This is a genomic window from Lentzea kristufekii (assembly GCF_033949925.1).
In the GTDB taxonomy this organism is placed as follows: Bacteria; Actinomycetota; Actinomycetes; order Mycobacteriales; family Pseudonocardiaceae; genus Lentzea; species Lentzea kristufekii.
The window spans coordinates 152,861-176,099 of sequence record NZ_JAXAVV010000003.1 but is presented as its reverse complement, the minus strand read 5'-3'; the positions used below and the strand labels follow the sequence as shown (position 1 = coordinate 176,099).

Genomic DNA, 23,239 nt, shown 5'->3' with positions numbered 1-23,239 from the left:
GATGTCAAGCTCGAGATCCAGATGCTGTACGACCGTGTGATGGTCCGCATCTCGCCCGAGGACGGCGAGCGGCGTTCCAGCGGAGGCATCGTGATCCCCGCTACGGCCCAGATGGCGAAGCGGTTGGCGTGGGGTGATGTGTTCGGAGTCGGTACCAGCGTGCGCCACGTGAAGGTCGGTGACCGGGTGATGTTCAACCCGGAAGATCAGCTTGAGGTCGAGGTGCACGGCACCACGTATCTCGTGATGAGGGAACGCGATCTGCACGCGGTTGCGACCGAGCTCACCGAGCACGGTACTGGTCTGTACCTATGAGCCGCCGGTTCGTGATCGACGCCTGATAGCTGCACACATATGCCACCTCAGGAGAGACAGGGCAACGGGGAGAGCTGTGCCGTACGACGCTGACAAGACGAGAGCGATGCCTCCGGTGGGTCCCGGAGGCACGTCCTCGGAGCAGACGACCAAGATCGCTCCGGTCCAGGTGGACGCCTCGACCGAGGCGTGGCCGTCTGAGGAGCCGGACTCGAACGAGCCGACCGTCACCGCGGCTGTGCCCGGTGTCGGCTTCCCGGCCGGCGAGGACGCCACGGAGTACATGAGGCCGGTGGCGCCGCCCGAGCCGCAGCCGGAGGACTCCGGCGTCTACGGGCCCGTGATGATCGAGCCGGGCGAGGACGAGGCCAAGCCCAAGAACACGAAGAAGAAGGCGCTGATCGTGGCCGCGGCCGTGGTCGGCGCCTTCGGCCTGCTCTACGGCCTCGACATCCTCGTCTCCAGCGGCAACGTGCCGCGCGGCGTGACGGTGGCGGGCGTCGACGTCGGCGGCATGAGCCACGACGAGGCCGAGAAGAAGCTGCGCGACGAGATCGGCCCGCGGCTGGACAAGCCCGTCGCGCTCAAGGCCGGCGACGTCACGTCCGAGCTCGACCCGAAGTCCGCGGGCCTGGAGCTCGACTGGAACAGCACGATCGAACGTGCCGGCAGCCAGCCGCTCAGCCCGTTCACGCGCGTCACCTCGTTCTTCACCAGCCGCGAGGTCGGTGTCGCGACGAAGGCCGACGACGCGAAGGTCTCCGGCGCGCTGGAGGCCCTGCGGCCCAAGCTCGACCACGAGCCGATCGAGGGCACCATCAAGTTCGAGGGCGCGAATCCCGTCGCCGTCGAGCCGCACGACGGCCAGAAGCTCAAGGCGGAGGACGCCGTGAGCGCGGTCGTCGCGAACTGGGCGTCCGGCAACCCGGTCGAGGTCCCGATGGACTTCACCCCGGTCAAGACGACCAAGGAGGGCGTCGAGAAGGCGCTCAACGACGTCGTGAAGACCGCGGTGTCCGGTCCGGTCGTCATCAAGGGCGAGGGCAAGGACGCGACGCTCACGCCGGAGCAGATCGGGGCCACGCTGGCCTTCGCTCCCGGTGAGGGTGGCGCGCTGAACGTCACGCCGAACAAGGACAAGCTCGCCGAGGTCACCACGCCTCAGCTCAAGGACACGGTCAAGCAGGGCAAGGACGCCGAGATCGTCTTCGAGGGCGGCAAGCCGACCGTCAAGCCGTCGGTGGACGGCCTCGACCTCGACTGGGACAAGAACCTCCAGCCCTACTTCGACACGCTGAAGAAGACGGACGCGCGCGAGGTCAAGTTCGAGTACAAGCACACGCCCGCGAAGGTCACCACCGAGCAGGCGAACAAGATGGGCATCAAGGAGGTCATCGGCGAGTTCCAGACCGGTGGCTTCGCTCCCGCCTCGGGCGTCAACATCCGGGTCGTGGCCGAGAAGGTCAACGGCGCGATCGTGAAGCCCAAGGAGACGTTCAGCCTCAACAAGCACACCGGCCCCCGCGGTACCGCGCAGGGCTACGTCGAGGCGGGCATCATCGAGAACGGCATCCCCGGCATGGCGGTCGGTGGCGGCATCTCGCAGTTCGCGACCACGCTCTACAACGCGTACTACTACGCGGGCATGAAGGACGCGGGCCACAAGGAGCACAGCTACTGGATCACGCGGTACCCGAAGGGCCGCGAGGCCACCGTGTTCATGGACGGCGCGGGCAACAGCCTGATCGACATCGCCTTCACGAACCCGGACGACACGGGCGTCGCCATCCAGACGATCTGGACCCCGGGGTCCATCAAGATCGTGCTCTGGGGCACCAAGAACTACGACGTCACGGGCTCCACCAGTGGTGACTTCAACCCCACCCAGCCGCAGGAGAAGAAGGTCAACAAGGCCGGTTGCTCGCCGAGCAACGGCGCTCCGGGCTTCTCGGTGACGGACACCCGCACGATCACGGACCGCCGCACGGGCCAGTCCCGCAGCGAGTCGCGGACGGTTCGCTACGACCCGCAATTCAAGATCATCTGTGAGCCGCCACCCGGCGGTTGAGCAAGTTTCAGGTTGACAGTGGCCACGCGCGGGTAGTCACCCGTTCGTGGCCACTGTTGCGCAAGAGGCGCGAAGACACCCCGTCGTCCAGACGCTCGGACGGGCTGGAATGGTGCTGTACGGGGTCGTGCACGTCCTTGTGGCGTGGCTCGCGATCCAGGTCGCGTTCGGTGGTTCCGAACAGGCCGACTCGAAAGGCGCGCTGAGCGACATCGCTCAGGGCGGCGCGTGGTTGCTGTGGACGCTCGCGATCGGGCTCGTGTGCTTCGCGCTGTGGCAGCTGCTGCTCGCCTTCGTCGGGTACACCTACATCGGCAAGAAGCGGAAGCGCATCTCCAAGCGCATCGGCTCCGCGGCCCGCGCCATCACGGCGACCGGTATCGCGCTGGGTGCCTTCAAGTACGCGACGGGCTCGGGCGGTTCCGGTGACCAGAGCCAGCAGCAGCAAGAACTCACGGCGCAGGTGCTCGCCCTGCCCGCCGGCCAGTTCCTCGTCGGCGCCGTGGCGATCGGCATCCTCTGCATCGCCGGCGTGATCATCTACAAGGGCATCAAGAAGTCCTTCGAGAAGGACCTCGACATGAGCCGCGCTCCGAAGTGGATCGAACCGGTCGGCAGGATCGGCTGGATCGGCAAGGGCACCGCGTACGGCGTGATCGGCGTCCTCGTCGGACTCGCCGCGGTCAACGCGGACCCCCAGCAGTCCGGCGGCATGGACAAGGCGCTGAAGACGTTGGCAGCACAGCCTTACGGCATGTTCCTGCTGTCCGCCGTGGCGATCGGCATCGCCGCGTTCGGCGTGTACTGCTTCGCTGCGGCACGCGCTCTCAAGGAGTGACGGCGGTGGCCGCGAGCCTGTGTCGATGCCGGGCCGCGGCCGCCTGCGCCTCCACCGTCATCGACGACAGGACCTGTCCCGGCGCCACGTAGAGGACGTTGGGGCTGGCGGAGTCCGGCCCCCAGCCTGGACTGCCGCGCAGCAGCAGGAGGTCGCCGGGACTCGGGTTCATCCCCTCGAACCACGAGTCCTGCTCGACCCCGGTGCGCTCCCACGCGATCACGGCTTTGGTGCCGCTCTTCGCCCGTTGGTACACCTGCGCGACCCTCGCCAGCTCCGCTTCCGGCGACACCTCGCGCAGCGCGTTCATGTGCTGCTCGTACCCGGACCACAGCTCGTCCTGGCGCACCTGCCGGTTCTTCAGGCGTCGCAGGACGATCGTCGCGAGCGCCACGACGCCGACGACCGCGCACAGCATCAGCAGGTACAGGAACACCGGCCAATCTTTGATTCCGAACGAGGGACTGTCAACTGACAACGAAATCAAGCTGCATCGTGTGAGGTGATCGCGCTACCGTGCCGGTCATGTCGAGTCCTGAGGCATCCAGGGTCGGGTCTGCGGTCTAGCCGTCAGCCCCGGTAAACCCCTCGTTCCTCGGAGCTCCTCCGTGCCTTTTTCGCTGTACCTGCTCGCCCTGGCCGTGTTCGCCATGGGCACGTCTGAATTCATGCTCTCCGGGCTCTTGCCCGCCGTCGCCGCCGACTTCCACGTGTCCGTGGGCACCGCCGGCACGCTCACCTCGGCCTTCGCGGCAGGAATGGTCGTCGGCGCACCGCTGATGGCCGCACTCGCCCGCAACTGGCCACCGAGGCTCAGTCTGTTCGCGTTCGTCGCTGTCTTCCTCACGGCACACCTGATCGGGGCCGTCACCGAGAGCTTCGCCGTGTTGCTCGTGACCAGGGTGGTAGCCGCGCTCGCGAACGCGGGTTTCCTCGCCGTGGCGCTGACGACCGCCACGGCATCGGTGCCGCCGCGACAACGTGGACGGGCGCTCGCCGTGCTGCTGTCCGGCACGACGGTGGCCATGATCGCCGGTGTGCCGGGAGGATCGCTGCTCGGCACCGCACTCGGTTGGCGCGCCACGTTCCTGGCCGTCGCGGTGCTCTGCGTGCCGGCCGCGGCCGGTGTCCTGAAAGGGATTCCGTCCCGGCGGCAGCACACCACCGTCGCGTTGCGACGCGAGTTGACGGAGCTGCGGAAACCGCGGCTGGTGCTGGTGATCGTGCTCGCGGTGCTGGTGAACGCGGTGACCTTCGGCCACTTCACGTTCCTGGCCCCGGTCGTCACCGACGTCGCCGGGCTGGGTGAGTGGTGGGTTCCGGTCGTGCTGGTGCTGTTCGGCGCCGGTTCGTTCGCCGGGGTCGACATCGGTGGACGCCTGTCCGGCTTCGCGGCACGCCCGGTCGTCGCGATCGGCGGAGTGCTGGTGCTCGCCGGGTGGTTCAGCCTCGACGTGCTCGGCCGTGAGCCGGTCGTGTTGCTGCCGTTGGTCTTCGTGCTCGGCGTGCTGTCGTTCGCGGTGGGCAGCACGTTGATCGCGAGGGTGTTGCACCACGCGGCAGGAGCGCCGGCGATGGGCGGCTCGTACGCGACCGCCGCCCTCAACATCGGCGCCGTGGCCGGTCCGCTCCTCTTCGCGGCGCAATGAAAAACGGGTCCTCGCACCTCAGGCAGGAGGTGCGAGGACCCGTAGTCCGTCGAGACGCTCAGAAAACGCTCTCGTCGATGTCCATCAGCGCGTTGTCCGTGGACTCCGCGATCTTGCGACGGGCGGTGAGCTCCGGCAGCACGGTCTTGGCGAAGAACGACGCCACCGCGATCTTGCCCTCGTAGAACGCCTTGTCCTTGGCGGACGGCGTGCCACCGAGCTTCTCCAGCGCGACCTCGGCCTGGCGCAGCAGCAGCCAGCCGACGAGGACGTCGCCCGCGGTCATCAGCAGGCGGACCGAGTTCTGGCCGACCTTGTAGAGGTTGCGGACGTCCTCCTGCGAGGTGGTCAGGAACCCGACCAGCGCGCCGAGCATGCCCTGCAGGTCTTCGAGACCCTGCTTGAGCAGCGCCCGCTCCTCCTTCAGGCGACCGTTGCCGCCCTCGTTGTCGAGGAACTTCTGGATCTCGCCGTTGATGAACGTGAGCGCCTGACCCTTGTCGCGGATGATCTTCCGGAAGAAGAAGTCCAGCGACTGGATGGCCGTGGTGCCCTCGTACAGCGAGTCGATCTTCGCGTCGCGGATGTACTGCTCGATCGGGTACTCCTGCAGGAAGCCCGAGCCGCCCAGCGTCTGCAGCGACTGCGCCAGCTGCTCGTACGCGCGCTCCGAGCCGACGCCCTTGACGATCGGCAGCAGCAGGTCGTTGACCTTGGCCGCGAGCTTGGCGTCGTCGCCGCCGAGCATCACCTTGTCCTGCAGCGTCGCGGTGTACAGGTACACGGCGCGCAGGCCCTCGGCGTACGCCTTCTGCAGCATCAGGCTGCGGCGGACGTCCGGGTGGTTGGTGATGGTGACGCGCGGCGCGGTCTTGTCCGTCATGCGCGTCAGGTCGGCGCTCTGCACGCGCTCCTTGGCGTAGGACAGCGCGTTCAGGTAGCCGGTCGACAGCGTCGCGATGGCCTTGGTGCCGACCATCATGCGGGCGTACTCGATGACGTCGAACATCTGCGCGATGCCGTCGTGCACCTCGCCGAGCAGCCAGCCCTTGGCGGGCACGCCGTGCTGGCCGAAGGTCAGCTCGCACGTGGTGGACGCCTTGAGGCCCATCTTGTGCTCGACGTTGGTGACGAAGGCGCCGTTGCGCTCGCCCAGCTCACCGGACTCCGGGTCGAAGTGGAACTTCGGCACCAGGAACAGCGACAGGCCCTTGGTGCCGGGCTTCGCCTCGATGCCTTCGCCCTCGGGACGCGCGAGCACCATGTGCATGATGTTCTCGGTCAGGTCCTGGTCCGCGGACGTGATGAACCGCTTCACGCCCTCGATGTGCCAGGAGCCGTCCTCCTGCTTGAAGGCCTTGGTGCGACCGGCACCGACGTCGGAACCGGCGTCCGGCTCGGTCAGCACCATGGTGGCGCCCCAGCCGCGGTCGATCATCAGCTGAGCCCACTGCTTGTCGCGCTCAGTGCCGTTGTTGTAGACGACCGTCGCGAAGCTCGGACCCGCCAGGTACATGTAGACGGCCGGGTTCGCACCGAGCAGCAGCTCGGAAGCGGCCCACGTGACCGACGGCGGGGTGCCGAAACCGCCCAGCTCGTTCGGCAGGAACAGGCGGTACCACTCGCCGTCCCACACCGCCTGGTACGACTTCTTCAGCGACTCCGGCAGGGTCGCCGAGTGCGTCGCCGGGTCGAACACCGGCGGGTTGCGGTCGGCGTCCACGAAGGAGTCCCCGAGGACACCCTCCGCGAGGTTCTTCACCTCGGCCAGCACGCTGCGCGCAGTGTCCTCGTCGGACTGCTCGAACGGCCCCTTGCCGAGGTGGTCCTGCACGTTGAAGACCTCGAACAGGTTGAACTCGAGATCCCGGACGTTGCTCTTGTAGTGGCCCATCTCGTCAGCTCACTCCTCAGGGTCGCGGCGGGGTCGCCTACTGACCGGTAACAACAGAGTATTACTCGACAGTAACCCCGGCAAGGCCGACCACCCACTGGTGGCGAAGCAGACAGTCCTCCGAGTGACCTGAATCGGGCATGAGGGCCGGTCAGACGCGTGCCGCAGGCGCGGGGGGCCAATTTTCGGCAGCGCTGGGTTCGTCTGCTCGCGAAGCTGGGTCGGGCTGGGTGTTCGGGCTACTCGAACACGGCCGGACAGCCGATCAGCAGGCCCGACCGATAGGCGAGCGACACCGCGTGCGTTCGGTCGCGTGCGCTGAGCTTGCGCAGGATGCCTTTGACGTGGGTCCGCACGGTCTCCACGGACACGATCAGCTCGTTCGCGACCTGCTGGTTCTCCAGGCCGTCCGCGATCAGCGTGAGCACCTCGTACTCGCGCCTGGTCAGCGTCGGTCGTTCCTTCGGTCGCAGGTCGGGGTGCACAAAACCGCGCGAGCGGACCGTCTCGGCGATCACCCGCACGATCTGGCCGGACTCGGCACTGCGCGGCACGACCCCGCGGACCCCTGCTTCTAACGCGGACGTCACGTAGTTCGCGTGCGAATGCGCGTCGCGGACCAGTCCGATGACCAGCAGAGCCGGGTCGCGTTCGGCCAGCAGCCGGGTCAGGTGGCCGACCGGGTCGAGCACGGAGTCGATGAGCAGCACGTCGGGACGCAGTTGTTCATGCAGGCGAACGGCAGCGTGCGGATCGCCGGTCGAACCGAGCCAGCGCAGGCCGGGAGTCCGTCTGATCAGGGCGGACAGGCCTTCGCGGTAGAGCGGCACGGGATCGATCAGCGCGACGCCGGGGGCAGGCCGGCCGGGCGGGAGCATCAGCACCTCCGTTCGTGCTTCTGGAGGAGAGACGTCGTTCCCTCGGACGTGTGACGCGGAATAGTCGGTTCATGTGTATGAACAAGGATCACGAATGTGATTCAAGACGGCCGAAGGTCTTCCATCCCACCGCAACAGTCTCGTAAGACCTACGTCACATATCCCGTGCGGATGTGCCAGGTTCCGCCGCCATGAGGCCTGGTGCTCTCGCGGGCACACGTGTGTGCACGCAAGGAGGTCACATGGGCACCCTCGATTGGATCGTGGTTGTCGGCTATTTCTTCGTGATGGTCGGGATCGGGCTCTGGTCGCGCGGGCGAGTCCACAACATCGCCGACTTCTTCACGGCAGGCGGCAAGATGCCGTGGTGGTTGTCCGGCATCTCGCACCACATGTCGGGCTACAGCGCGGTCATGTTCGTCGCGTTCGCCTCTGAGGCGTACCGGCTCGGACTCACCGTCTACGTGTGGTGGTCACTGACCATCGGCATCGGCGTCGGCATCGGTGCGTTCCTCTTCGCGCCGCGCTGGAACCGGCTGCGCGCGAAGCACGACGTCAAGTCGCCGCTCGAGTACCTGGCGAAGCGCTACAACGTGCCCACCCAGCAGGTCATGGCCTACGCGGGCGCGTTGCTCAAGGTCGTCGACATCGCCGCCAAGTGGGCGGCCGTCTCGATCCTGCTCCGCGGCTTCGCAGGTGTCCCGATCACCTGGGGCATCATCATCATCGGCCTGGTCACGATGATCTACTCCGTGCTCGGCGGCCTCTGGGCCGACGCGCTCACCGACTTCGGTCAGTTCATCATCCAGGCCGCCGCGGGCTTCGCGATGTTGTTCGCCGTCGCCGGCACCCTCGGCTGGGACTTCCCCGTGACGATCTGGGACAAGCTCCCGGACAGCCACAGCGACCCGCTGGCGGGCCCGTACACCTCGACGTTCCTGATGGCGCTCTTCCTCATCAAGACGCTCGAGTACAACGGCGGCATGTGGAACCTGGCGCAGCGCTACATGGCCGCGCCGTCCGGCTTCGCGGCCAAGCGGTCCGCGCTGCTCTCGTCCGCGCTGTGGCTCGTGTGGCCGCTCGTGCTGTTCTTGCCGATGTGGGCCGCGCCGCTGATCGTCCCGGGTCTCCAAGGAGCGCAGGCGGAGAACGCGTACATCGAGATGGGCAAGGAGATGCTGCCCGCCGGCATGATCGGCCTGGTCCTGGCGGGCTTCTTCTCCCACACCATGGCCATGGTGTCGTCGGACGCGAACGTCATCGCCGCGGTCATCAACCGCGACATGCTGCCCCACCTCTGGAAGAAGGTGAAGACGTTCTCGGCGGACAACCAGTTGAAGCTGGCCCGCATCACGACGTTCACCTTCATCGGCGTCAGCATGATCATCGCCATCGCGTCCGGAGGCCAGGGCTTCGTGCTCAAGGTGGTGGTCGACCTGGTCGCCGCCACGATGGGCCCGATCGCGATCCCGCTGATGCTCGGCCTGCTGCCGTGGTTCCGCAAGGTCGGTTCGACGGCGGCGATCGCCTCGGTGGTCGGCGGCCTGGGGATGTGGGCGTTCCTGTACATCGAGCAGATGAACAAGGCGGCCTGGGTCACCAAGGGCGTGCTCGTGTCGTGGCCGCTGCTGCTCTCGCTGGTGCTCTACCTGTCGATCGGTTTCCTGAAGAAGGAGCCCTCCACCGAGCGCGACGTCCTGCTCGACTCGCTCAACTCCGACGAGCCTGAGCCGGCGCGGGTGAAGGCGTAAGCCGTTCGTTCCTCATGATCCTCGCGGCGGCGCACCCGAACAGGGTCGCCGCCGCGAGCCACACGTAGGGCATCGGTGTTCCGGTGTAGGTCTGCGCCGTGCTCGCCAGCACCACCGTCGCACCCGCGACCAGCCCGGTCGTGTGCGTGACCGGGTACTCGCTCCTCAGCACCGTGACGACCGCGACGGGCACGAGCAGGAAGCCGTACGCCAGCACGCGCGTCAGCAGGTTGGCGTGATCGGCGATCTCGTACTTGAGCGCGGGGAGGGCGAGCATCGTGAGGACCACGCCCAGAGCGAGCCCTCGTGCGAGGCTCTTCACGCTTTGCCCTTGCCAGGAACGCGTCATGCGCTACAGGACGTATGTGTGGCGCATCGGTTGCCGTGGCGTGCGTCATCGTCACGAGACTCTTCCTGCTCCCACATGCACAGTGGATGCATGGGTAAGTGGTCTCCTGCAGACGACGCGGAACTCGCCACGGGCTGGCGGCTCTGGCTGGAGCTGAGCGACCGCGTGTGGCCGGACCCGTCGTGGGACGGCACGCCGGCCGACGCCATCCGTCAGGTGCGGTCGTTGCTGGCCGTGTGCGAGGAGATCCGGCTCTCCTACCTCACGGAGACTGCGCGGCCGTCTGTGGCTCTGCTGCAACTCCTGCAGTCGATGTCGTTCGTCGCTTCGTTCGCGGTCGACCTGTGGCACGACGACACCCACCCGTTGGACGTCGAGCGCGCCGAACTGCTGCACGGGGACTTGGCGTCGTTCGCTGAGCACGTGGCCGGTGTGCGCGCTGCGCTCGCACGCGGTGGCGGCTGGGTGGAGCTCGACCGCCGGCCGTGGGGCCTACCGGTCGACTGATCGTCGAGATTAACTCGATCGGGTGACGGGGCGGAGAAGTCCGGAACAGACCGTTTCGCCCCGAAGATACTTGCCGCCTCGGAGGTGAGCAGGTGACCGGAAGCAGATCCGGAGGTCGGGTGATCGTGCCGACCGCGGCGGTGGCCGTGGTGGGCTCGGCCATGGCGGTCGTGATCAACTTGGCGACCGAGTGGAAGACGGAACCGTGGGCCTGGGTCGCTGTCGCCCTGCTCACCGCAGTGGCGGCGGGAGTGGGCTTGTGGCTGTCCCGCGCTCAGACACGGCCCCAGCCGGGCCTGCCCGAGTCCGGTGGCGACGTGAGCAGGTCGGCGATCGGGACGTTCGAGGGCTCCACGGTCATCACCGGTGACGGGAACCAAGTCCAGCGATGACGGAGGATCGTTCCTCGCGTCTGGACAGGTCTGTCGCCGGACGCGTCACGAAGAGCATGGTCATCACCGGAGACCGCAACACCGTGACTCTCTCCTCGGAGGGACGGCGGCCGCGGGTGAGCACGCCACGAACACGGCAGGCCGCGGAGAAAGCGCTGTTCGGGCCAGAGCGTCGATCCGTCGGGGGCAGGCCGATGACGTGGTTGCGGCCGGAAGCGGGGATCGTGCCGCACCAGCCGCGTCCCGAGGACGAGCAGTTGCTGTCGTGGTGCCAGAACGAAGACCAGTTCAGGGTTCAGCTGCTGTGCGGCCGCGGCGGGCAGGGCAAGACGACCTCGGCCCTGCACCTGATTCGGACCCTCGGGGAACGCGGCTGGCTCGCTGGTCTCGTCGACCTGACCGAGGCGCGGCAGGAGGGGGCTTCTCGCCGGCGTTGGGCCGAACTGGAAGCAGCGGTCGGCAGCCGCCCGGTGCGGCGATCGCGGGTGCTGCTCGTCGTGGACTACGCGGAGCACGAGCCTTTCGTGTTGCAACGGCTGTTGACCGTCATCCGCGGCGCGCCCTCGGTGCGTTTGCTGCTGCTGAGCCGAAGCGAAGGTGCCTGGTGGAGCGATCTCGTCACGGATCCGGTGTGGTCGAGTCTGGTCGACCCGGCTCCGCTCAGGCTGCGGTCGCTGACCGAGCACGTCAATTCCGAGCGACTCGGCGAGATCCACTCCGAAGCTGTGCGCTGCTTCGCCTCGCAAATGTCCCAGACGGTGGTGGTGCGCGACGCCTCGCCCGCACGGAAGTTCACGACAACGCTCGACCTGTACGCGGATGCGCTGCTGCGGGTGCTGGACGCCGAAGCGGAGAGTCGCGGCAACGGTCCGGTTCACGGAACCGGCGATCCGATCACCGACCTGATGGCGCACGAGCTGAGGCATCTGCACACAGTTCTTTCCGCTCACAACATCGAACTGGGTTCGTACGACCGGCAACTCGTCCTGTTGGCGCCGTTCCTCCTGCCGGCACCGACGGTGGAGGACGCTGCGCGAGCGATCCGTGCGCTTCGGCTGGAGGCGAGTCTCGAAGAGCCGGTGGTGCACAGGTTGGCCCGCCTGCTCGGTGAGTTGTACCCCGACGACGAGGGCGCGGTGTGGGCCGCGCCACGTCCGGACCGGCTGCCGGACTCGCACGTGCTCACCGTGGCAGCGCAGGCCGCGTCCGACACGGACTGGGTGCGGTTGCTGACGAGACTCTGCGCCGCGGAGGACGAGTTCCACGCTGCGGCCGTGACACGGTCGCTGCTGCGAGTTCTGTCCACGCCTGACCTGACCGGTGGTCTCGGCAACGGAGTGCGGCGCGTGGCCGCAGGCTTCGAACAGTTGGTGCGATCGGGGAACTTCGGGTTCGTCCTGGGCGCGATCCTGCTTCGCCCTGGTGAGTTCACCCACGCGGTGGGGGAAGCTCTGTCAGACCAGGGAAATCTGTCAGCGGAGGACGTCGCCCGGCTCGACAGCTTTCTGGGAGTGTTCGGATTCTCCACGCGCAGAGCCCTGGACCTCGTGCTCGTCTCGGCTCGCCGGGTTCGCGACACGGTTCCCGACGAGGAAGCCAGCCTTGAAGCGGTCGACCTGCACGCGGACGAACTGAACTGGCACGCGACCCGCCTCGCGGAGGTCGGGCGACGAGAGCAGGCCGTCGAGGCCGTGCGCGCGGCCGTGACGCTCAGAGAACACCTGGCGGAGATCGATCCGGCCAGGTACGAGCCGGATCTCGCGATGTCGCTGAGCAACCTCGCCCTCGTACTCAACGACATCGGCGCCAGCAGGGAGGCCCTTCCGTTCGTCGAACGTGCGGTCGCCCTGCGGAAGAGGCTGCTTGAGGAGGACGAGTCCCATCTCTGCGGGCTGTCCTCCTCGCTGAGCAACCTTGGCACGATTCTGCATGCGATCGGCCGCCGAGAAGAAGCGACGGACGCGTTGAGGACGGCCGTCGACATCAGAACCCGTCTGGCCGATGAGGACTTCGGAGCCAATGCTGAGCTCCTGGGCGGCTTGCTCAACAACTACGCGAACGCCCTGGCAAAAGCGGGCGAGGTGGGCAAGGCACTGCAAGTGGTCCAGCGCAGTGTTCAGATCTTCGCGTTCCTGGTCGACAAGAACTGCGACGCGCATCTTCCGGACTACGCCACGGTGCTCTCCAGCTACGGCGGAGTCCTGGGCGACGCGGGTCTGTTCGCGCAGGCTGTCGAGCCGATCCAGGAAGCCATAGAGATCCTGGAGTCCCTGGCGCCGAAGAACCCCGAGGCGATCCTCCCGGTTCTGGCGCTGACAGAGGTCAATGTCGCGAATGCGCTCTGGAAGGCCGGACGCAGGACCGAGGCGTTGCCGCACGCCCGGCGTTCTGCCGAGCTGCGAGATCAGCTTTGCCAGACCGGTCCTGATGTTCGCCGGCTCGAGTTGGTCGAGTCCCTGTCGAACCTGGCGGTCATGCAGGGTGGGCTGGGGCAGAAGACGGAGGCGAGCAGGTCCGCTAGAGCCGCTGCCGAGATCGGTGAGGACATCTTCAAGTCACGGGACGACGCGGCGGTTCGCGTCGTCCTGGCCAAGGCGTTGTTGACCTATTCCGGGTGCTTGCGAGACGAAGGAGATAGGAACGAGGCTGTTGTGCAGGCCAAGCGGTCCGTGTTCCTGCACGAGAGTCTCGTAGACACGCAGTCGCAGGCGTACATGGATGCGCTCGCGATGTCGCTGACCACCTTCGCCGTGGTGCTTTCAGATGTGGGCAGGTTCCGCGAGTGCCGGCAACCGGCCGAGCGCGCTGTGGAGATTTTCGAGGAGCTGGTGGAGCTCGGTACGGCCGAACACCGGCCGGGACTCGCACTCGCGGTCAGCAACGTCGGCGCGCTGTACCTCGACCTGGGCATGGTCGAGGAGTCGACCGCCGCAGCCCTGCGGGTGGTGGACCTGTGGGAGCAACTCGTCGACATCGACGCGCAGGCGCATCAGGCAGAACTGGCCCGTGCCCTGGACCGCCTGGCTGATCGCTTGTCCGGTCGCGGTCGGCCGGAAGACGCGTTGCGGCACGGTGAACGGGCGGTACAGCTTTGGAAGTCGCTGGACTCAGCGCATCCCGGTGCCGGGCATGGGAGCGACCTCGTCGACTCCCTGTTGAAGAGTGCCGACGTCCTTTCGGACCTGGGGAGGCACGAGGACGCGGTTCAGCGTTCGCGCACTGCCGTGGAAACCGCTCGATCGCTCTGTCCGCCCGACTCGCCGCAGGTACGGGTGGGACTCGCGTTGGCGTTGAACAGTTTGGGAGGCCTGCTGTTCGACCTGGGTCAGTCCGACGAGGGAACGTCGCACGCCCGCGAGGCCGTCGAGATCATGAGGTTGCTCGACGAGATCAACCCCGACGTGTACAGGCTGAAGTTCGCCATGTGCCTCGCCACTCTCGCCGGGACCCTGGCGGATGTGGGTGAGGACGACGCGATGGAGGAAGCGTTGCGAGCGGTGGCTCTCAATGAGTGGCTCGTCGAACGCGACATCGACGCGCACAGCGGAGGGCTGGCGTTGTCGCTGGCGCTGGTGGGTGGTCTTCTGGCCATGGCGGACCGCGTCAACGAAGCAGTGGTTCCGATGCGCCGCGCAGTCGCTCTGCTGGAGCAGTTGGCCGAACGAAGGCCCGGTGTGGCGACCCAACTCGCCAGAACGAGGGACAACCTCGCCGTGCTCGAAGACCTGCTGGTCGATTAGTTCCTGAAATGCTTTGGGGCCTTCTCATGCGAGAAAGCCCCAAAGCATTTCTGCGGTGTTGACCTGGCCTAGATGATCAGGTCCATCTCGATGCGCTTGAGTTGGTGCCGGGCCAACGCGAGGTTCGCATTGTCTCTTTCCAGCACCAGGTACAGGAAGAGCGAACCCCTGTTCTTCACGCCACCCATCAACCGGATCAGGTGGTACTGCCGGTGCAGCGTGATCAGGATGTCCTCGATGGTGTCGCTGAGCCCGAGCGACTGCATCACCCGGAGTTTCGAGCGAATGACCTCGGTGTTCCCGGCCGCCGCGATCTCCAGGTTCAGCCAGTCACCTCCGCCGCTCGTGCCGAGCGACATCCCGCTGTCGTAGTCGACCAGTGCAACACCGACAGCGCCGGAGATGGACATGGCTTCTTTCAACGCGGTATCGATGTTCATCAAACTCCACTTCCCTATGTCTACTGGTGATCGAGGCGGCGCATCCGAATTGCCGTGGCTCGGTCGAGTGTGGAAATGTCTCCAGAAAGAGGACATCATTGACGAGAGTCGTGAGCCGAGCGTGGACATTGGCGGCGACCATTTTTCGCACTGGTGCGTCTACGAGGAAAGGATCACGCCGACTCGCTCGATCACGGGCCGGGTCTCGTGCAGAAGGCGGCCGAGGTTCAGGCCTTTGTCCCCGAGCACGACCATCAGGGACAGCCTGCCGATGGCGTACACGGCCATGTAGCCCTCGGTGCCGAACACCACGGTCTGGCTGAGGGTGCCCAGGCCGATCACCTCCGCCGCCTGACGTGCGATCCCGAGGTCGGCGGCGGCCAGGGCCGAGATGTGGGCGGGGTCGATGTTCTTCGCCACGTCGGCGACGATGGGGATCCCGTCGGACGCGGCGATGACGGTGTCGGTCACTCCGGCGACGTTCTCTCGAAGCTTTCGCAGTTCGGCGCTCAGAGCGTCGTAGTCCAATTCACTCCCTTTCAGAATCGGAAATGTCGAACCGTTCAGGACAAACATCACACCTCCGAAGACCTCAGGGAGATTTCGAAATCCGGTCCGGCTTGCGTCCGCGGACGCAACGCAGCCAACCCCCAGTGCGAACATCGGAACGACGTCGCGGGCGGGGCGATTTCCAGCAGTCCGTCCTCGATCATCCGGGCGATCTCGACGGTGACCGGATGAAGACTCCGGCCGAGCGCGAACGCCAGGTCCCGCGCGGTGCGCCGCCCGTCGGCGTGCGCGACGATCTCCCGTCGTTCCGCCGTCAGACCGGCCGGCTCCGTCGCGCGGCCGGGCATCAGGCGGTCCCGGTACGGCGACAGGGAGAACGCGGCGATCGTGTCCAACCGGCGGGCGGTCTCGGCCAGCAGCAGGTCCGGCGCGACGCCTTGCTCCGCAGGTAGCAGCGGCGGATCGATGCACTCGTCGACGACGTATCGCTCGATCTCACCCGCGGCCGTGGCGAACGCCCCGTCCTGCACAGCGACCATCACCAGGCTCTGAAGCTCGGCGGCGCCGAGCCCGCGAGCGACGAGCGCCGCCTGCAGGGACCGCGTCTCGACGCTCTCCACCAGAGCCGCGGTCCAGTCCCCTTCCTCGATCCGGCCCGAACTCAGCAGCAGCATCTCCGCACCGGGCGTGCCGGGACTGTCCACCGAGATCACCAGGCCGTCGCGGAAATGGAACAGCCCGCCCGCGTTGCCCACAACGCGCAATGTTCCGGTGACTCGATCCGCGTGACACCGCGCCAAAGCTTGTGCGAGGACGTCGAATGCGGCTCGATTGTCGCGTCTCAGGGGTGACTCCGGGTTAAATCGAACTTACGGAGAGGGACTGCCTGGCGAACTGATCATCCGATCGAGTGCGGTACTCGAATCGAAAGAGCGAACGCCAGGGCTACTTCTTACCTTCCGATAGTCCCGATCCATGCCAAGCGTCACCTGATCGAGTGAAGCATTCCAATTGAGACGGCAGAGGTTTCATCTTCGATGGATGAACCAGCAGAAATGGAGTGCCCGCTGCGACGTCGCGAGACGTACCCGGAGAGATCGAAGCGAAGGCCCCGGCGAGTCGGAGTGACTCGCCGGGGCCTTCGGCGTGGAGCGGGTGACGGGAATCGAACCCGCCTCTACAGCTTGGGAAGCTGTCGTTCTACCAATGAACTACACCCGCGTGTGTGCAAGCTCGTCGCCGATCATACACAGCGCGGGAACCTGCGGTGCGCCCGCTTCGGTTAGCCTGTCCGGGTGCTGCTGAGTGACCAGGATCTGCGCAAAGAGGTCGAGTCAGGCCGTCTCGTCCTCGACCCCTTCGACGTCGAGATGCTCCAGCCGTCGAGCTTCGACGTGCGGCTGGACCGGTTCTTCCGGGTCTTCAACAACACCAAGTACACCCACATCGACCCCTCGCAGCAGCAGGACGAGCTGACGAGCCTGGTCGAGACGCCGGAGGGCGAGCGGTTCGTGCTGCACCCCGGCGAGTTCGTGCTCGGGTCGACCTACGAGATGGTGACGCTGCCGGACGACCTGGCCGGGCGGCTCGAAGGCAAGTCCAGCCTCGGCAGGCTCGGTCTGCTCACGCACTCCACCGCGGGCTTCATCGACCCCGGCTTCTCCGGCCACATCACGCTGGAGCTGTCGAACGTCGCGAACCTGCCCATCACGCTGCACCCCGGCATGAAGATCGGGCAGCTGTGCCTGTTCAAGCTGTCGAGCCCGGCGGAGCACCCGTACGGCTCCAAGCAGGCCGGCAGCCGGTACCAGGGCCAGCGCGGGCCGACGCCGAGCCGCGCCTACCTGAACTTCCACCAGACCGACACCCGCCGCTAACCCAGGTCGCCGTACCGCTCCAGCACCCGTCGGCGCAGTTCGGGATCGGTGCGCGGGACGGGTTCGAGGAAGATCTCGTCCAGGTCCGGGAACCGCGTGCGCAACTCCGCGGAGATGCGCACGCACGCGTCCTCCAGCTGGTGTGCCGTCAGCGCGTCGTCGAAGTCGAGCCGCGCGCACAGCAGCACGCGGTCGGTGCCGATCGACATCGTCAGGACGTCCACGACGGCGTCGACCTCGGACACCCCGGCCAGTCGGCGCCAGATCGACTTCACCATCACCGGGTCCGCCTGCTGTCCGATCAGCAGGCCGCGGTTCGTGCGCGCCAGGACGTAGGCGACCAGCGCGAGCAGCACGCCGATGGCCAGCGACGCGAGGCCGTCCCACAGCGACGAGCCGGTCAGCTGGTGCAGGCCGAGGCCCGCGAACGCCAGCACGAGGCCGATCAGGGCGGCCGAGTCCTCCAGGAACACCGTCTTCACGGTCGGGTCGTCGGAGACGCGCAGGAAGTCCCAGAACCCACGCCCGTGCGCGGCGGACTCGGCGCGGACCTGCCGGAACGCCTGCGTCCACGAGACGGACTCCAGGACGAACGCCAGGCCCAGCACGACGTAGCCGACCAGCGGCCGGGTCTGCTCCTCCGGCTCGCCGAAGACCGTGCGGAAGCCCTCGTAGAACGCGAACATCGCACCCGAGGCGAAGATCGAGACCGCGGCCAGCAACGACCAGAAGTAGCGCTCCTTGCCGTAGCCGAACGGGTGGCGGCGGTCGGCCGGCCGGTCCGAGCGGCGCAGCGCGGTCAGCAGGAGTGCCTCGGTGAACGTGTCGGCCACCGAGTGCGCGGCTTCGGAGAGGATCGCGGCCGATCCGGTCAACACGCCCGCGACGGCCTTCATGACCGCGATGGCCAGGTTGACCAGCAGTGCGAGGACGACGGTCAGCGTGCTTTCGCCCGAGCCCTGCGGCTTCTCGCTCATGTCGATCAGCCTAGGCGGCAGGCCGCGAAGCACCCGTCCACTACTGCATTCGAGTGACATTCGGCGCCGGGAGCAACATCGACCGCGGCTGAGGTGTCTTACAGGCGGGATCCGCACCGGGGGGACGCTGATCACCAGGGGGTAAGACGGAACGGCCCGCGTCCGGGAGAGACGCGGGCCGTTCTGCATGCGGGCGCAACTACCATTGCGGGATGGGCAACCGTGGTGTGGACGACACCGATGCCGAGGTCGAGTCGTGGAGGGCCATGGTTCCGGCGATCGATCCGGTGGTCGAAGGCGTGGTCGACCGGGTGCACCAGATCAGCAAGTACCTCGACTTCCTCGCCACGGAGATCGCCGCGCCGCACGGGCTGAACCGCGCGGACTACGAGATCCTCGCCCGGCTCTTCTGGATCGGGCCGCCGCACCGGCTCACGCCCAAGCAGCTCGCGAACGGCACGTTGAGCCCGGCCACCACGATCACGAGCCGTCTCGACCGGCTGGAGAAGGCGGGCCTCGTGGTGCGCGCGCTCGATCCGAGCGACCGCCGTTCGTTGCCCGCGACGCTGACCGACGCCGGTCGCGAGATCTTCCTGCAGATCGTCGCGGGCCAGGCGGAACGGGAACGCGACCTCTTCACCGTGCTGCCCGGTGCCGACCTGGAGCACCTGCGCGACCTGTTGCGCCAGGTGATGGAGGTGCTGTCCGGCGAACTCGGGCCGGCTCACCGTCGCACGAGGCTCGCACTCGACAGCAAGGAGTAATTGCTACGAACTCGTACTATCCGATATCGTGCTAACTGGCGCGAGAGGGAGGGGTGCGAGATGGGTGGCTATCCGCTGTCGGAGTGACCGTTTTCACGCAACGCTGACCCCTGGCGTTCCGATGTCCTGATTGGAGCAATCGAACGCTGGGGGATCAGTGAAGAAGTTCTTCGCCGTCGCGATGACGGCCGCACTCGTGCTGCCCGCTGTGGCCACTTCCGCCGCTGCACAGGACGACACGATCACCGTCGAAGGCGTGGTCTTCTTCGACCGCAACGAGAACAGTGCCTTCGACCCCGGCGAGAACGTCCGCGCGACCGCGCCCGGCGTCCGGGTGATCAACGTGGCCACGCAGGAGCAGGTCGCCGACGTCGCGGCCGAGAACGGCCGGTACCGCGTCGTGCTGCCCAAGGGGCCGCGCTACCAGGTGGCCGTCAAGCCGGTCGTCGGCTTCGCCATGCCGTACATCGGAAAGCCGTTCGACGGCGACACCACAGTCGATTTTCCCTTGTGGGGCAACGTCATCAGCGGGTTCAGCTTCGTCGACGCCAATGGTGACGGGGTGAAGCAGGCCGACGAGAAGACGCACGACGGCCGCGTTGTGGTCACCGGTGAGGCAGGCACCGAGCCGCGCGAGCAGATCAGGGTCGAGACGGCGGTCGCGGCCGACGGCTCGTACAGCTTCGAGCTGCCGCTCGGCGACTACACCGTCACCGCGCCGGACCTCAAGAAGCAGCGCCTGGCGCTGGCGAAGCCGTTGCGCGCCTACGACATCGACTGGGTGACCGGTCAGGGCAGGGCCAACGGGGAGGGCCGGCAGCAGCGGCTCGACCTGCGCTACTTCGAGCCCAAGGCCGATGCCGCCCTCGAAGACGTCGTGATCAGCCCCGCCAAGGATGCCTACACCGTCGGCGAGCAGATCGACTTCAGGTTCAAGCTGGTCAACAAGGGCGACGTTCCCGGCACCATGTCGGTCGTCCTGTTCCAGCTCGCCGAGACCGACGTGAAGGTCATCTCACGCAGTGACAACGTCATCGGCAGGACCGAGAGCTTCGAGACCGTGCGGAAGGTTCTGCCCGGCGAGTCGATCACCGTCGAGATGAAGCTCGAGTTCGCCAACACCGAGCTCGGCGAGCTCTACGCGTTCGTGCGCCCGTCCGTCGGTGGGTTCGCCGACATCGACACCAAGAACCAGGGGCAGGACTTCCGCAAGGTGATCAAGGTCGTCGAGAAGGGCGCGGAGACCACCGCCCCGTCCGCGTCGCCGACCCAGGCCACTGCCGCGCCGACCACCCCGGTCGTGGCCCAGGCGGGCACCCGTTCCGGTCTCGCCTCGACCGGTGCCTCGGTGCTGGGCCTCCTGGCGCTGGGCGGCGTGCTGCTCGCCGGTGGCCTGGGTGCGTTCTTCGTGGCGCGCCGCCGCCGGTCCTGACCACATAGGACCCGCCACGGCTAGTCTGCGCGGCATGGGCATCTTGGTGCATGTGCTGCTGACTGCCGTGGCGGTGTGGGTGTCGACCGCCCTCCCCGGCATCGACCTGGGCGAGGGTTCCACCGGGTCGAGGATCCTCACGCTGATCGGCGTCGCGGTGATCTTCGGCCTGGTGAACGCGATCGTGAAGCCGCTCGTGAAGTTCTTCGGCTGCCTGTTCTACCTGGTCACGCTCGGCCTCATCGGGCTCGTGGTGAACGCGCTGCTGTTCATGCTCACCGGGTGGCTGGCCGAGCAGTTCGACCTGCCGTTCCGCGTCGACGGCTTCTGGCCCGCTTTCTGGGGTGCGATCATCGTCGCCCTGACCGGCTGGGTGCTGAACGTGGTCTACGACAAGATCACCGACAAAGACTGACAGCTCAACGAAAAAGGCCCTCGGTCCACAACGGACCGAGGGCCTTTCGCTCGTCTCGACTAGGCCTTCGCCTTGTCCTCGTCCGGCAACGGCGTGCCGGTCGGGACCTCGTCGGTCGGCGTGTCCGGCTTCTCCGTACCGCGCTTCACGGACTCGAGCAGCATCTGCGCCACGTCCACGACCTCGACGTGCGCTCCCGCCAGGCCGTCGGACTGGCGTGCGGTCACGCCGTCGGTCAGCATCACGCGGCAGAACGGGCAGCCCGTCGCGATCTTCGACGGCGCGGTGGACAGAGCCTCGTCCACGCGGTCGACGTTGATGCGCTTGCCGATCCGCTCCTCCATCCACATGCGAGCGCCACCGGCACCGCAGCACATGGACCGCTCCTCGTGCCGCGGCATCTCGCGCAGCTTCGCGCCCGACGCCCCGATCAGCTCACGCGGCGCCTCGTAGACCTTGTTGTGGCGGCCCAGGTAGCACGGGTCGTGGTACGTGACGTCCTCGGTGACCGGCGCGACCGGCACCAGGCGGCGTTCGCGCACCAGCTTGTTCAGCAGCTGCGTGTGGTGCACGACCTCGTACGTGCCACCGACCTGCGGGTACTCGTTCGCCAGCGTGTTGAAGCAGTGCGCACACGTCACGACGATCTTGCGCTGACCGGCGGGCCGGTCCTCGAACACCGAGTTGAGCACCTCGACGTTCTGCTGCGCGAGCATCTGGAACAGGAACTCGTTGCCGGCGCGACGGGCCGGGTCACCGGTGCAGGTCTCCTCCGGGCCGAGCACCGTGTACTTGACGCCCGCGGTGTGCAGCAGTTCGGCGACGGCACGCGTGGTCTTCTTCGCGCGGTCCTCGAACGCACCGGCGCAGCCGACCCAGAACAGGTACTCCGCGTCGCCCAGTTCGCCCTCGAACACCGGCACCTCGAACTCGAGGCCCTCGGTCCACGCCAGGCGGTCCTTGGCGTTCTGCCCCCAGGGGTTGCCCTTGTTCTCCAGGTTCTTGAACATGCCGCCGAGCTCGGACGGGAAGTTCGACTCGATCAGCACCTGGTAGCGGCGCATGTCGACGATGTGGTCGACGTGCTCGATGTCCACGGGGCACTGCTCGACGCACGCGCCGCAGGTCGTGCAGGACCACAGCACCTCGGGATCGATGACGCCCAGCTCGTCGGGGCCGCCGATCAGCGGGCGCTCCGACTCGGCCATCGCCAGCACGTCGATGGACTCGAGGCGCTTCTTGTAGTCCTCGTACTTGTCCTCGGTCAGGCCGACCTCGTCACCGGCCATGTCGCGCGAGCCACCGGCCAGCAGGTACGGCGCCTTGGCGTACATGTGGTCGCGCAGCTGCGTGATGACCAGCTTGGGGGACAACGGCTTGCCGGTGTTCCAGGCGGGGCACTGCGACTGGCAACGGCCGCACTCGGTGCAGGTGGAGAAGTCGAGGACGCCCTTCCAGGTGAAGTCCTCGACCTTGCCGACGCCGAACACGTCCTTGTCCGGGTCGGCCTCTTCGAGGTCCAGGACCTTGCCGCCGGACATCATCGGCTTCAGCGCGCCCAGAGCGACGCCACCGTCGTCCTCGCGCTTGAAGTAGATGTTGAAGAACGCGGAGAACCGGTGCCAGGCGACGCCCATCGTGAGGTTCCGGCCGACCACGATCAGCCAGATCATGCCGCTCAGCAGCTTGACCAGCGCCATCACCGACACCCAGATGGGCGCGGCGGGCAGGATCTGCGCGAGCGGCTGCGTCACGAACGACGTCCACAGCGGGGCGACCTCCAGGCCGCTCGACTGCTTGAACGCCTTGACCATCAGGATGCCGACGCCCTCGATGATCACGACGGCCTCGACGAAGTACGCGGACTTGAAGTCGGAGCCCAGGAACCGGGAGACCCTGTCGGCGCGGCGCGGGTGGTTGCGCTGGCGGATGATCGCCAGGGCCACACCGCCGACGACCGTGCCGAGGCCCAGCAGTTCGATCAGCAGCAGCCACACCGACCACGTGCCGATGATCGGCCAGTGGAAGTGCGGGTCGAACACCTCGCCGTACGCCTCGAACAGCACGGCGGAGCCGATGAGGAAGCCCCACATCACCATCCAGTGCCACGGGGCGACCGAGCGGAACTTCGCCATTCTGGTGTGCGCGACGAACTCGACGATCATCGTCTTCATGCGCGGCACGAACGGGCCCATGCGGGTGCCGTCCGGCTGGCCGAGCCGAATGATCTTGATCTGCTTCAGCACACCGGCGACGAACACGCCCCAGGCGACGACGCTCACCGCCACGGCGACGAGTCCGAGAACCAGCTGGAGGGTCATGGCGGGATTCTAGGCCACGTTACTGGTGAGTAACCACTTGGACGTGGCCGGTGTCTCTTCACGTACCGGTCAAGTATCCGGAAATTGATCAAAAAGTTGTGGAACACTTGTTCAGGTAGTTG

At 66.9% G+C, this 23,239-nt stretch carries 20 protein-coding genes, 1 tRNA gene and 1 pseudogene; 12 read left to right on the top strand and 10 right to left on the bottom strand.

Features of this window, described 5'->3' with window-relative positions; all coding sequences use genetic code 11:
- Positions 1-21: 21 nt before the first annotated feature.
- The 3 genes from SK571_RS07700 (at position 22) to SK571_RS07690 (ending at position 3,221) form a co-directional block, all read left to right on the top strand.
- The gene (locus tag SK571_RS07700; RefSeq protein ID WP_084401587.1) at positions 22-315 is read left to right on the top strand and encodes a GroES family chaperonin; all 294 of its coding nucleotides are present in this window, start codon (positions 22-24) and stop codon (positions 313-315) included.
- Positions 316-598: 283 nt separating this feature from the next.
- A complete protein-coding gene (locus SK571_RS07695) occupies positions 599-2,383 on the top strand; it encodes a VanW family protein (protein WP_406601959.1) in 1,785 nt (594 codons plus the stop codon).
- Positions 2,384-2,429: 46 nt separating this feature from the next.
- Entirely contained in the window at positions 2,430-3,221 is a 792-nt protein-coding gene (locus tag SK571_RS07690) for a DUF1206 domain-containing protein (RefSeq protein ID WP_319983324.1), read from the top strand.
- Here the strand turns inward: SK571_RS07690 and SK571_RS07685 are convergent.
- Positions 3,211-3,657 carry a hypothetical protein gene (locus tag SK571_RS07685; RefSeq protein WP_319983323.1) on the bottom strand — a complete coding sequence of 149 codons (447 nt, stop codon included), beginning with the start codon at positions 3,655-3,657 and terminating at the stop codon, positions 3,211-3,213. The genes SK571_RS07690 and SK571_RS07685 overlap by 11 nt on opposite strands.
- 172 nt (positions 3,658-3,829) lie before the next feature.
- Between SK571_RS07685 and SK571_RS07680 the strand changes: the two are divergent.
- Positions 3,830-4,861 (top strand): annotated as a pseudogene (locus SK571_RS07680) (Cmx/CmrA family chloramphenicol efflux MFS transporter); the annotation flags it as partial.
- Positions 4,862-4,928: 67 nt separating this feature from the next.
- On the opposite strand, the gene SK571_RS07675 reads toward SK571_RS07680, so the two are convergent.
- Positions 4,929-6,764 (bottom strand): acyl-CoA dehydrogenase, encoded by a 1,836-nt coding sequence (locus SK571_RS07675; RefSeq protein WP_319983321.1) that lies wholly within the window; start codon positions 6,762-6,764, stop codon positions 4,929-4,931.
- A 239-nt stretch (positions 6,765-7,003) separates the two neighbouring features.
- Positions 7,004-7,642 (bottom strand): response regulator transcription factor, encoded by a 639-nt coding sequence (locus SK571_RS07670; protein ID WP_319983320.1) that lies wholly within the window; start codon positions 7,640-7,642, stop codon positions 7,004-7,006.
- A 242-nt stretch (positions 7,643-7,884) separates the two neighbouring features.
- On the opposite strand from SK571_RS07670, the gene SK571_RS07665 reads away from it, so the two are divergent.
- Positions 7,885-9,393, top strand: coding sequence for a sodium:solute symporter family protein (locus tag SK571_RS07665; protein ID WP_319983319.1), 1,509 nt, complete (start codon positions 7,885-7,887; stop codon positions 9,391-9,393).
- On the opposite strand, the gene SK571_RS07660 is transcribed toward SK571_RS07665, so the two are convergent.
- On the bottom strand, positions 9,353-9,715 hold the full coding sequence (locus SK571_RS07660) for a hypothetical protein (RefSeq protein ID WP_319983318.1): 363 nt from the start codon (positions 9,713-9,715) through the stop codon (positions 9,353-9,355). The two genes, SK571_RS07665 and SK571_RS07660, sit on opposite strands and share 41 nt — an antisense overlap.
- A 117-nt stretch (positions 9,716-9,832) precedes the next feature.
- On the opposite strand from SK571_RS07660, the gene SK571_RS07655 reads away from it, so the two are divergent.
- The 3 genes from SK571_RS07655 (at position 9,833) to SK571_RS07645 (ending at position 14,381) form a co-directional block, all read left to right on the top strand.
- A complete protein-coding gene (locus SK571_RS07655; RefSeq protein WP_319983317.1) occupies positions 9,833-10,249 on the top strand; it encodes a hypothetical protein in 417 nt (138 codons plus the stop codon).
- Positions 10,250-10,341: 92 nt separating this feature from the next.
- Positions 10,342-10,641, top strand: a complete 300-nt coding sequence (locus SK571_RS07650; protein WP_319983316.1) for a hypothetical protein — start codon at positions 10,342-10,344, stop codon at positions 10,639-10,641.
- 194 nt (positions 10,642-10,835) lie between these two features.
- Positions 10,836-14,381 (top strand): tetratricopeptide repeat protein, encoded by a 3,546-nt coding sequence (locus SK571_RS07645; protein WP_319983315.1) that lies wholly within the window; start codon positions 10,836-10,838, stop codon positions 14,379-14,381.
- A 68-nt stretch (positions 14,382-14,449) separates the two neighbouring features.
- On the opposite strand, the gene SK571_RS07640 is transcribed toward SK571_RS07645, so the two are convergent.
- The 4 genes from SK571_RS07640 to SK571_RS07625 all read right to left on the bottom strand — a co-directional run bounded on the left by SK571_RS07640 (position 14,450) and on the right by SK571_RS07625 (position 16,552).
- Positions 14,450-14,821 carry a hypothetical protein gene (locus tag SK571_RS07640; protein ID WP_319983314.1) on the bottom strand — a complete coding sequence of 124 codons (372 nt, stop codon included), beginning with the start codon at positions 14,819-14,821 and terminating at the stop codon, positions 14,450-14,452.
- A gap of 159 nt (positions 14,822-14,980) precedes the next feature.
- Positions 14,981-15,349: a roadblock/LC7 domain-containing protein gene (locus SK571_RS07635; RefSeq protein WP_319983313.1), complete on the bottom strand. Its 369-nt coding sequence runs from the start codon at positions 15,347-15,349 to the stop codon at positions 14,981-14,983.
- Between the two features lie 47 nt (positions 15,350-15,396).
- Positions 15,397-16,086, bottom strand: coding sequence for a hypothetical protein (locus tag SK571_RS07630; protein WP_319983312.1), 690 nt, complete (start codon positions 16,084-16,086; stop codon positions 15,397-15,399).
- A 392-nt stretch (positions 16,087-16,478) separates the two neighbouring features.
- A tRNA-Gly gene (locus tag SK571_RS07625) sits at positions 16,479-16,552 on the bottom strand.
- A gap of 74 nt (positions 16,553-16,626) precedes the next feature.
- Between SK571_RS07625 and dcd the strand changes: the two genes are divergently transcribed.
- On the top strand, positions 16,627-17,208 hold the full coding sequence (dcd, locus tag SK571_RS07620) for a dCTP deaminase (RefSeq protein WP_266035997.1): 582 nt from the start codon (positions 16,627-16,629) through the stop codon (positions 17,206-17,208).
- On the opposite strand, the gene SK571_RS07615 is transcribed toward dcd, so the two are convergent.
- Complete coding sequence (locus SK571_RS07615) at positions 17,205-18,185, bottom strand: cation diffusion facilitator family transporter (protein ID WP_319983311.1); 981 nt, start codon at positions 18,183-18,185, stop codon at positions 17,205-17,207. The two genes, dcd and SK571_RS07615, sit on opposite strands and share 4 nt — an antisense overlap.
- A 212-nt stretch (positions 18,186-18,397) precedes the next feature.
- Between SK571_RS07615 and SK571_RS07610 the strand changes: the two genes are divergently transcribed.
- From SK571_RS07610 to SK571_RS07600, 3 genes are all read left to right on the top strand, one after another.
- Positions 18,398-18,949 (top strand): MarR family winged helix-turn-helix transcriptional regulator, encoded by a 552-nt coding sequence (locus SK571_RS07610; protein ID WP_319983310.1) that lies wholly within the window; start codon positions 18,398-18,400, stop codon positions 18,947-18,949.
- Positions 18,950-19,106: 157 nt separating this feature from the next.
- A complete protein-coding gene (locus SK571_RS07605; protein WP_319983309.1) occupies positions 19,107-20,381 on the top strand; it encodes an LPXTG cell wall anchor domain-containing protein in 1,275 nt (424 codons plus the stop codon).
- Between the two features lie 34 nt (positions 20,382-20,415).
- A complete protein-coding gene (locus tag SK571_RS07600) occupies positions 20,416-20,796 on the top strand; it encodes a phage holin family protein (protein WP_319983308.1) in 381 nt (126 codons plus the stop codon).
- Positions 20,797-20,855: 59 nt separating this feature from the next.
- Here the strand turns inward: SK571_RS07600 and SK571_RS07595 are convergent, their stop codons facing one another.
- Entirely contained in the window at positions 20,856-23,117 is a 2,262-nt protein-coding gene (locus SK571_RS07595; protein WP_319983307.1) for a (Fe-S)-binding protein, read from the bottom strand.
- Positions 23,118-23,239: the final 122 nt, after the last annotated feature.

Bases quoted from the DNA above. Each gene is read 5' to 3' on its own strand.
- SK571_RS07640 (WP_319983314.1), bottom strand. From the start codon at position 14,821: ATGAACATCGATACCGCGTTGAAAGAAGCCATGTCCATCTCCGGCGCT.
- SK571_RS07655 (WP_319983317.1), top strand. From the start codon at position 9,833: ATGGGTAAGTGGTCTCCTGCAGACGACGCGGAACTCGCCACGGGCTGG.
- SK571_RS07615 (WP_319983311.1), bottom strand. From the start codon at position 18,185: ATGAGCGAGAAGCCGCAGGGCTCGGGCGAAAGCACGCTGACCGTCGTC.
- SK571_RS07665 (WP_319983319.1), top strand. From the start codon at position 7,885: ATGGGCACCCTCGATTGGATCGTGGTTGTCGGCTATTTCTTCGTGATG.
- SK571_RS07675 (WP_319983321.1), bottom strand. From the start codon at position 6,764: ATGGGCCACTACAAGAGCAACGTCCGGGATCTCGAGTTCAACCTGTTC.
- SK571_RS07595 (WP_319983307.1), bottom strand. From the start codon at position 23,117: ATGACCCTCCAGCTGGTTCTCGGACTCGTCGCCGTGGCGGTGAGCGTC.
- SK571_RS07610 (WP_319983310.1), top strand. From the start codon at position 18,398: ATGGGCAACCGTGGTGTGGACGACACCGATGCCGAGGTCGAGTCGTGG.
- SK571_RS07670 (WP_319983320.1), bottom strand. From the start codon at position 7,642: ATGCTCCCGCCCGGCCGGCCTGCCCCCGGCGTCGCGCTGATCGATCCC.
- SK571_RS07645 (WP_319983315.1), top strand. From the start codon at position 10,836: ATGACGTGGTTGCGGCCGGAAGCGGGGATCGTGCCGCACCAGCCGCGT.
- SK571_RS07695 (WP_406601959.1), top strand. From the start codon at position 599: ATGAGGCCGGTGGCGCCGCCCGAGCCGCAGCCGGAGGACTCCGGCGTC.
- SK571_RS07600 (WP_319983308.1), top strand. From the start codon at position 20,416: ATGGGCATCTTGGTGCATGTGCTGCTGACTGCCGTGGCGGTGTGGGTG.
- SK571_RS07700 (WP_084401587.1), top strand. From the start codon at position 22: ATGCTGTACGACCGTGTGATGGTCCGCATCTCGCCCGAGGACGGCGAG.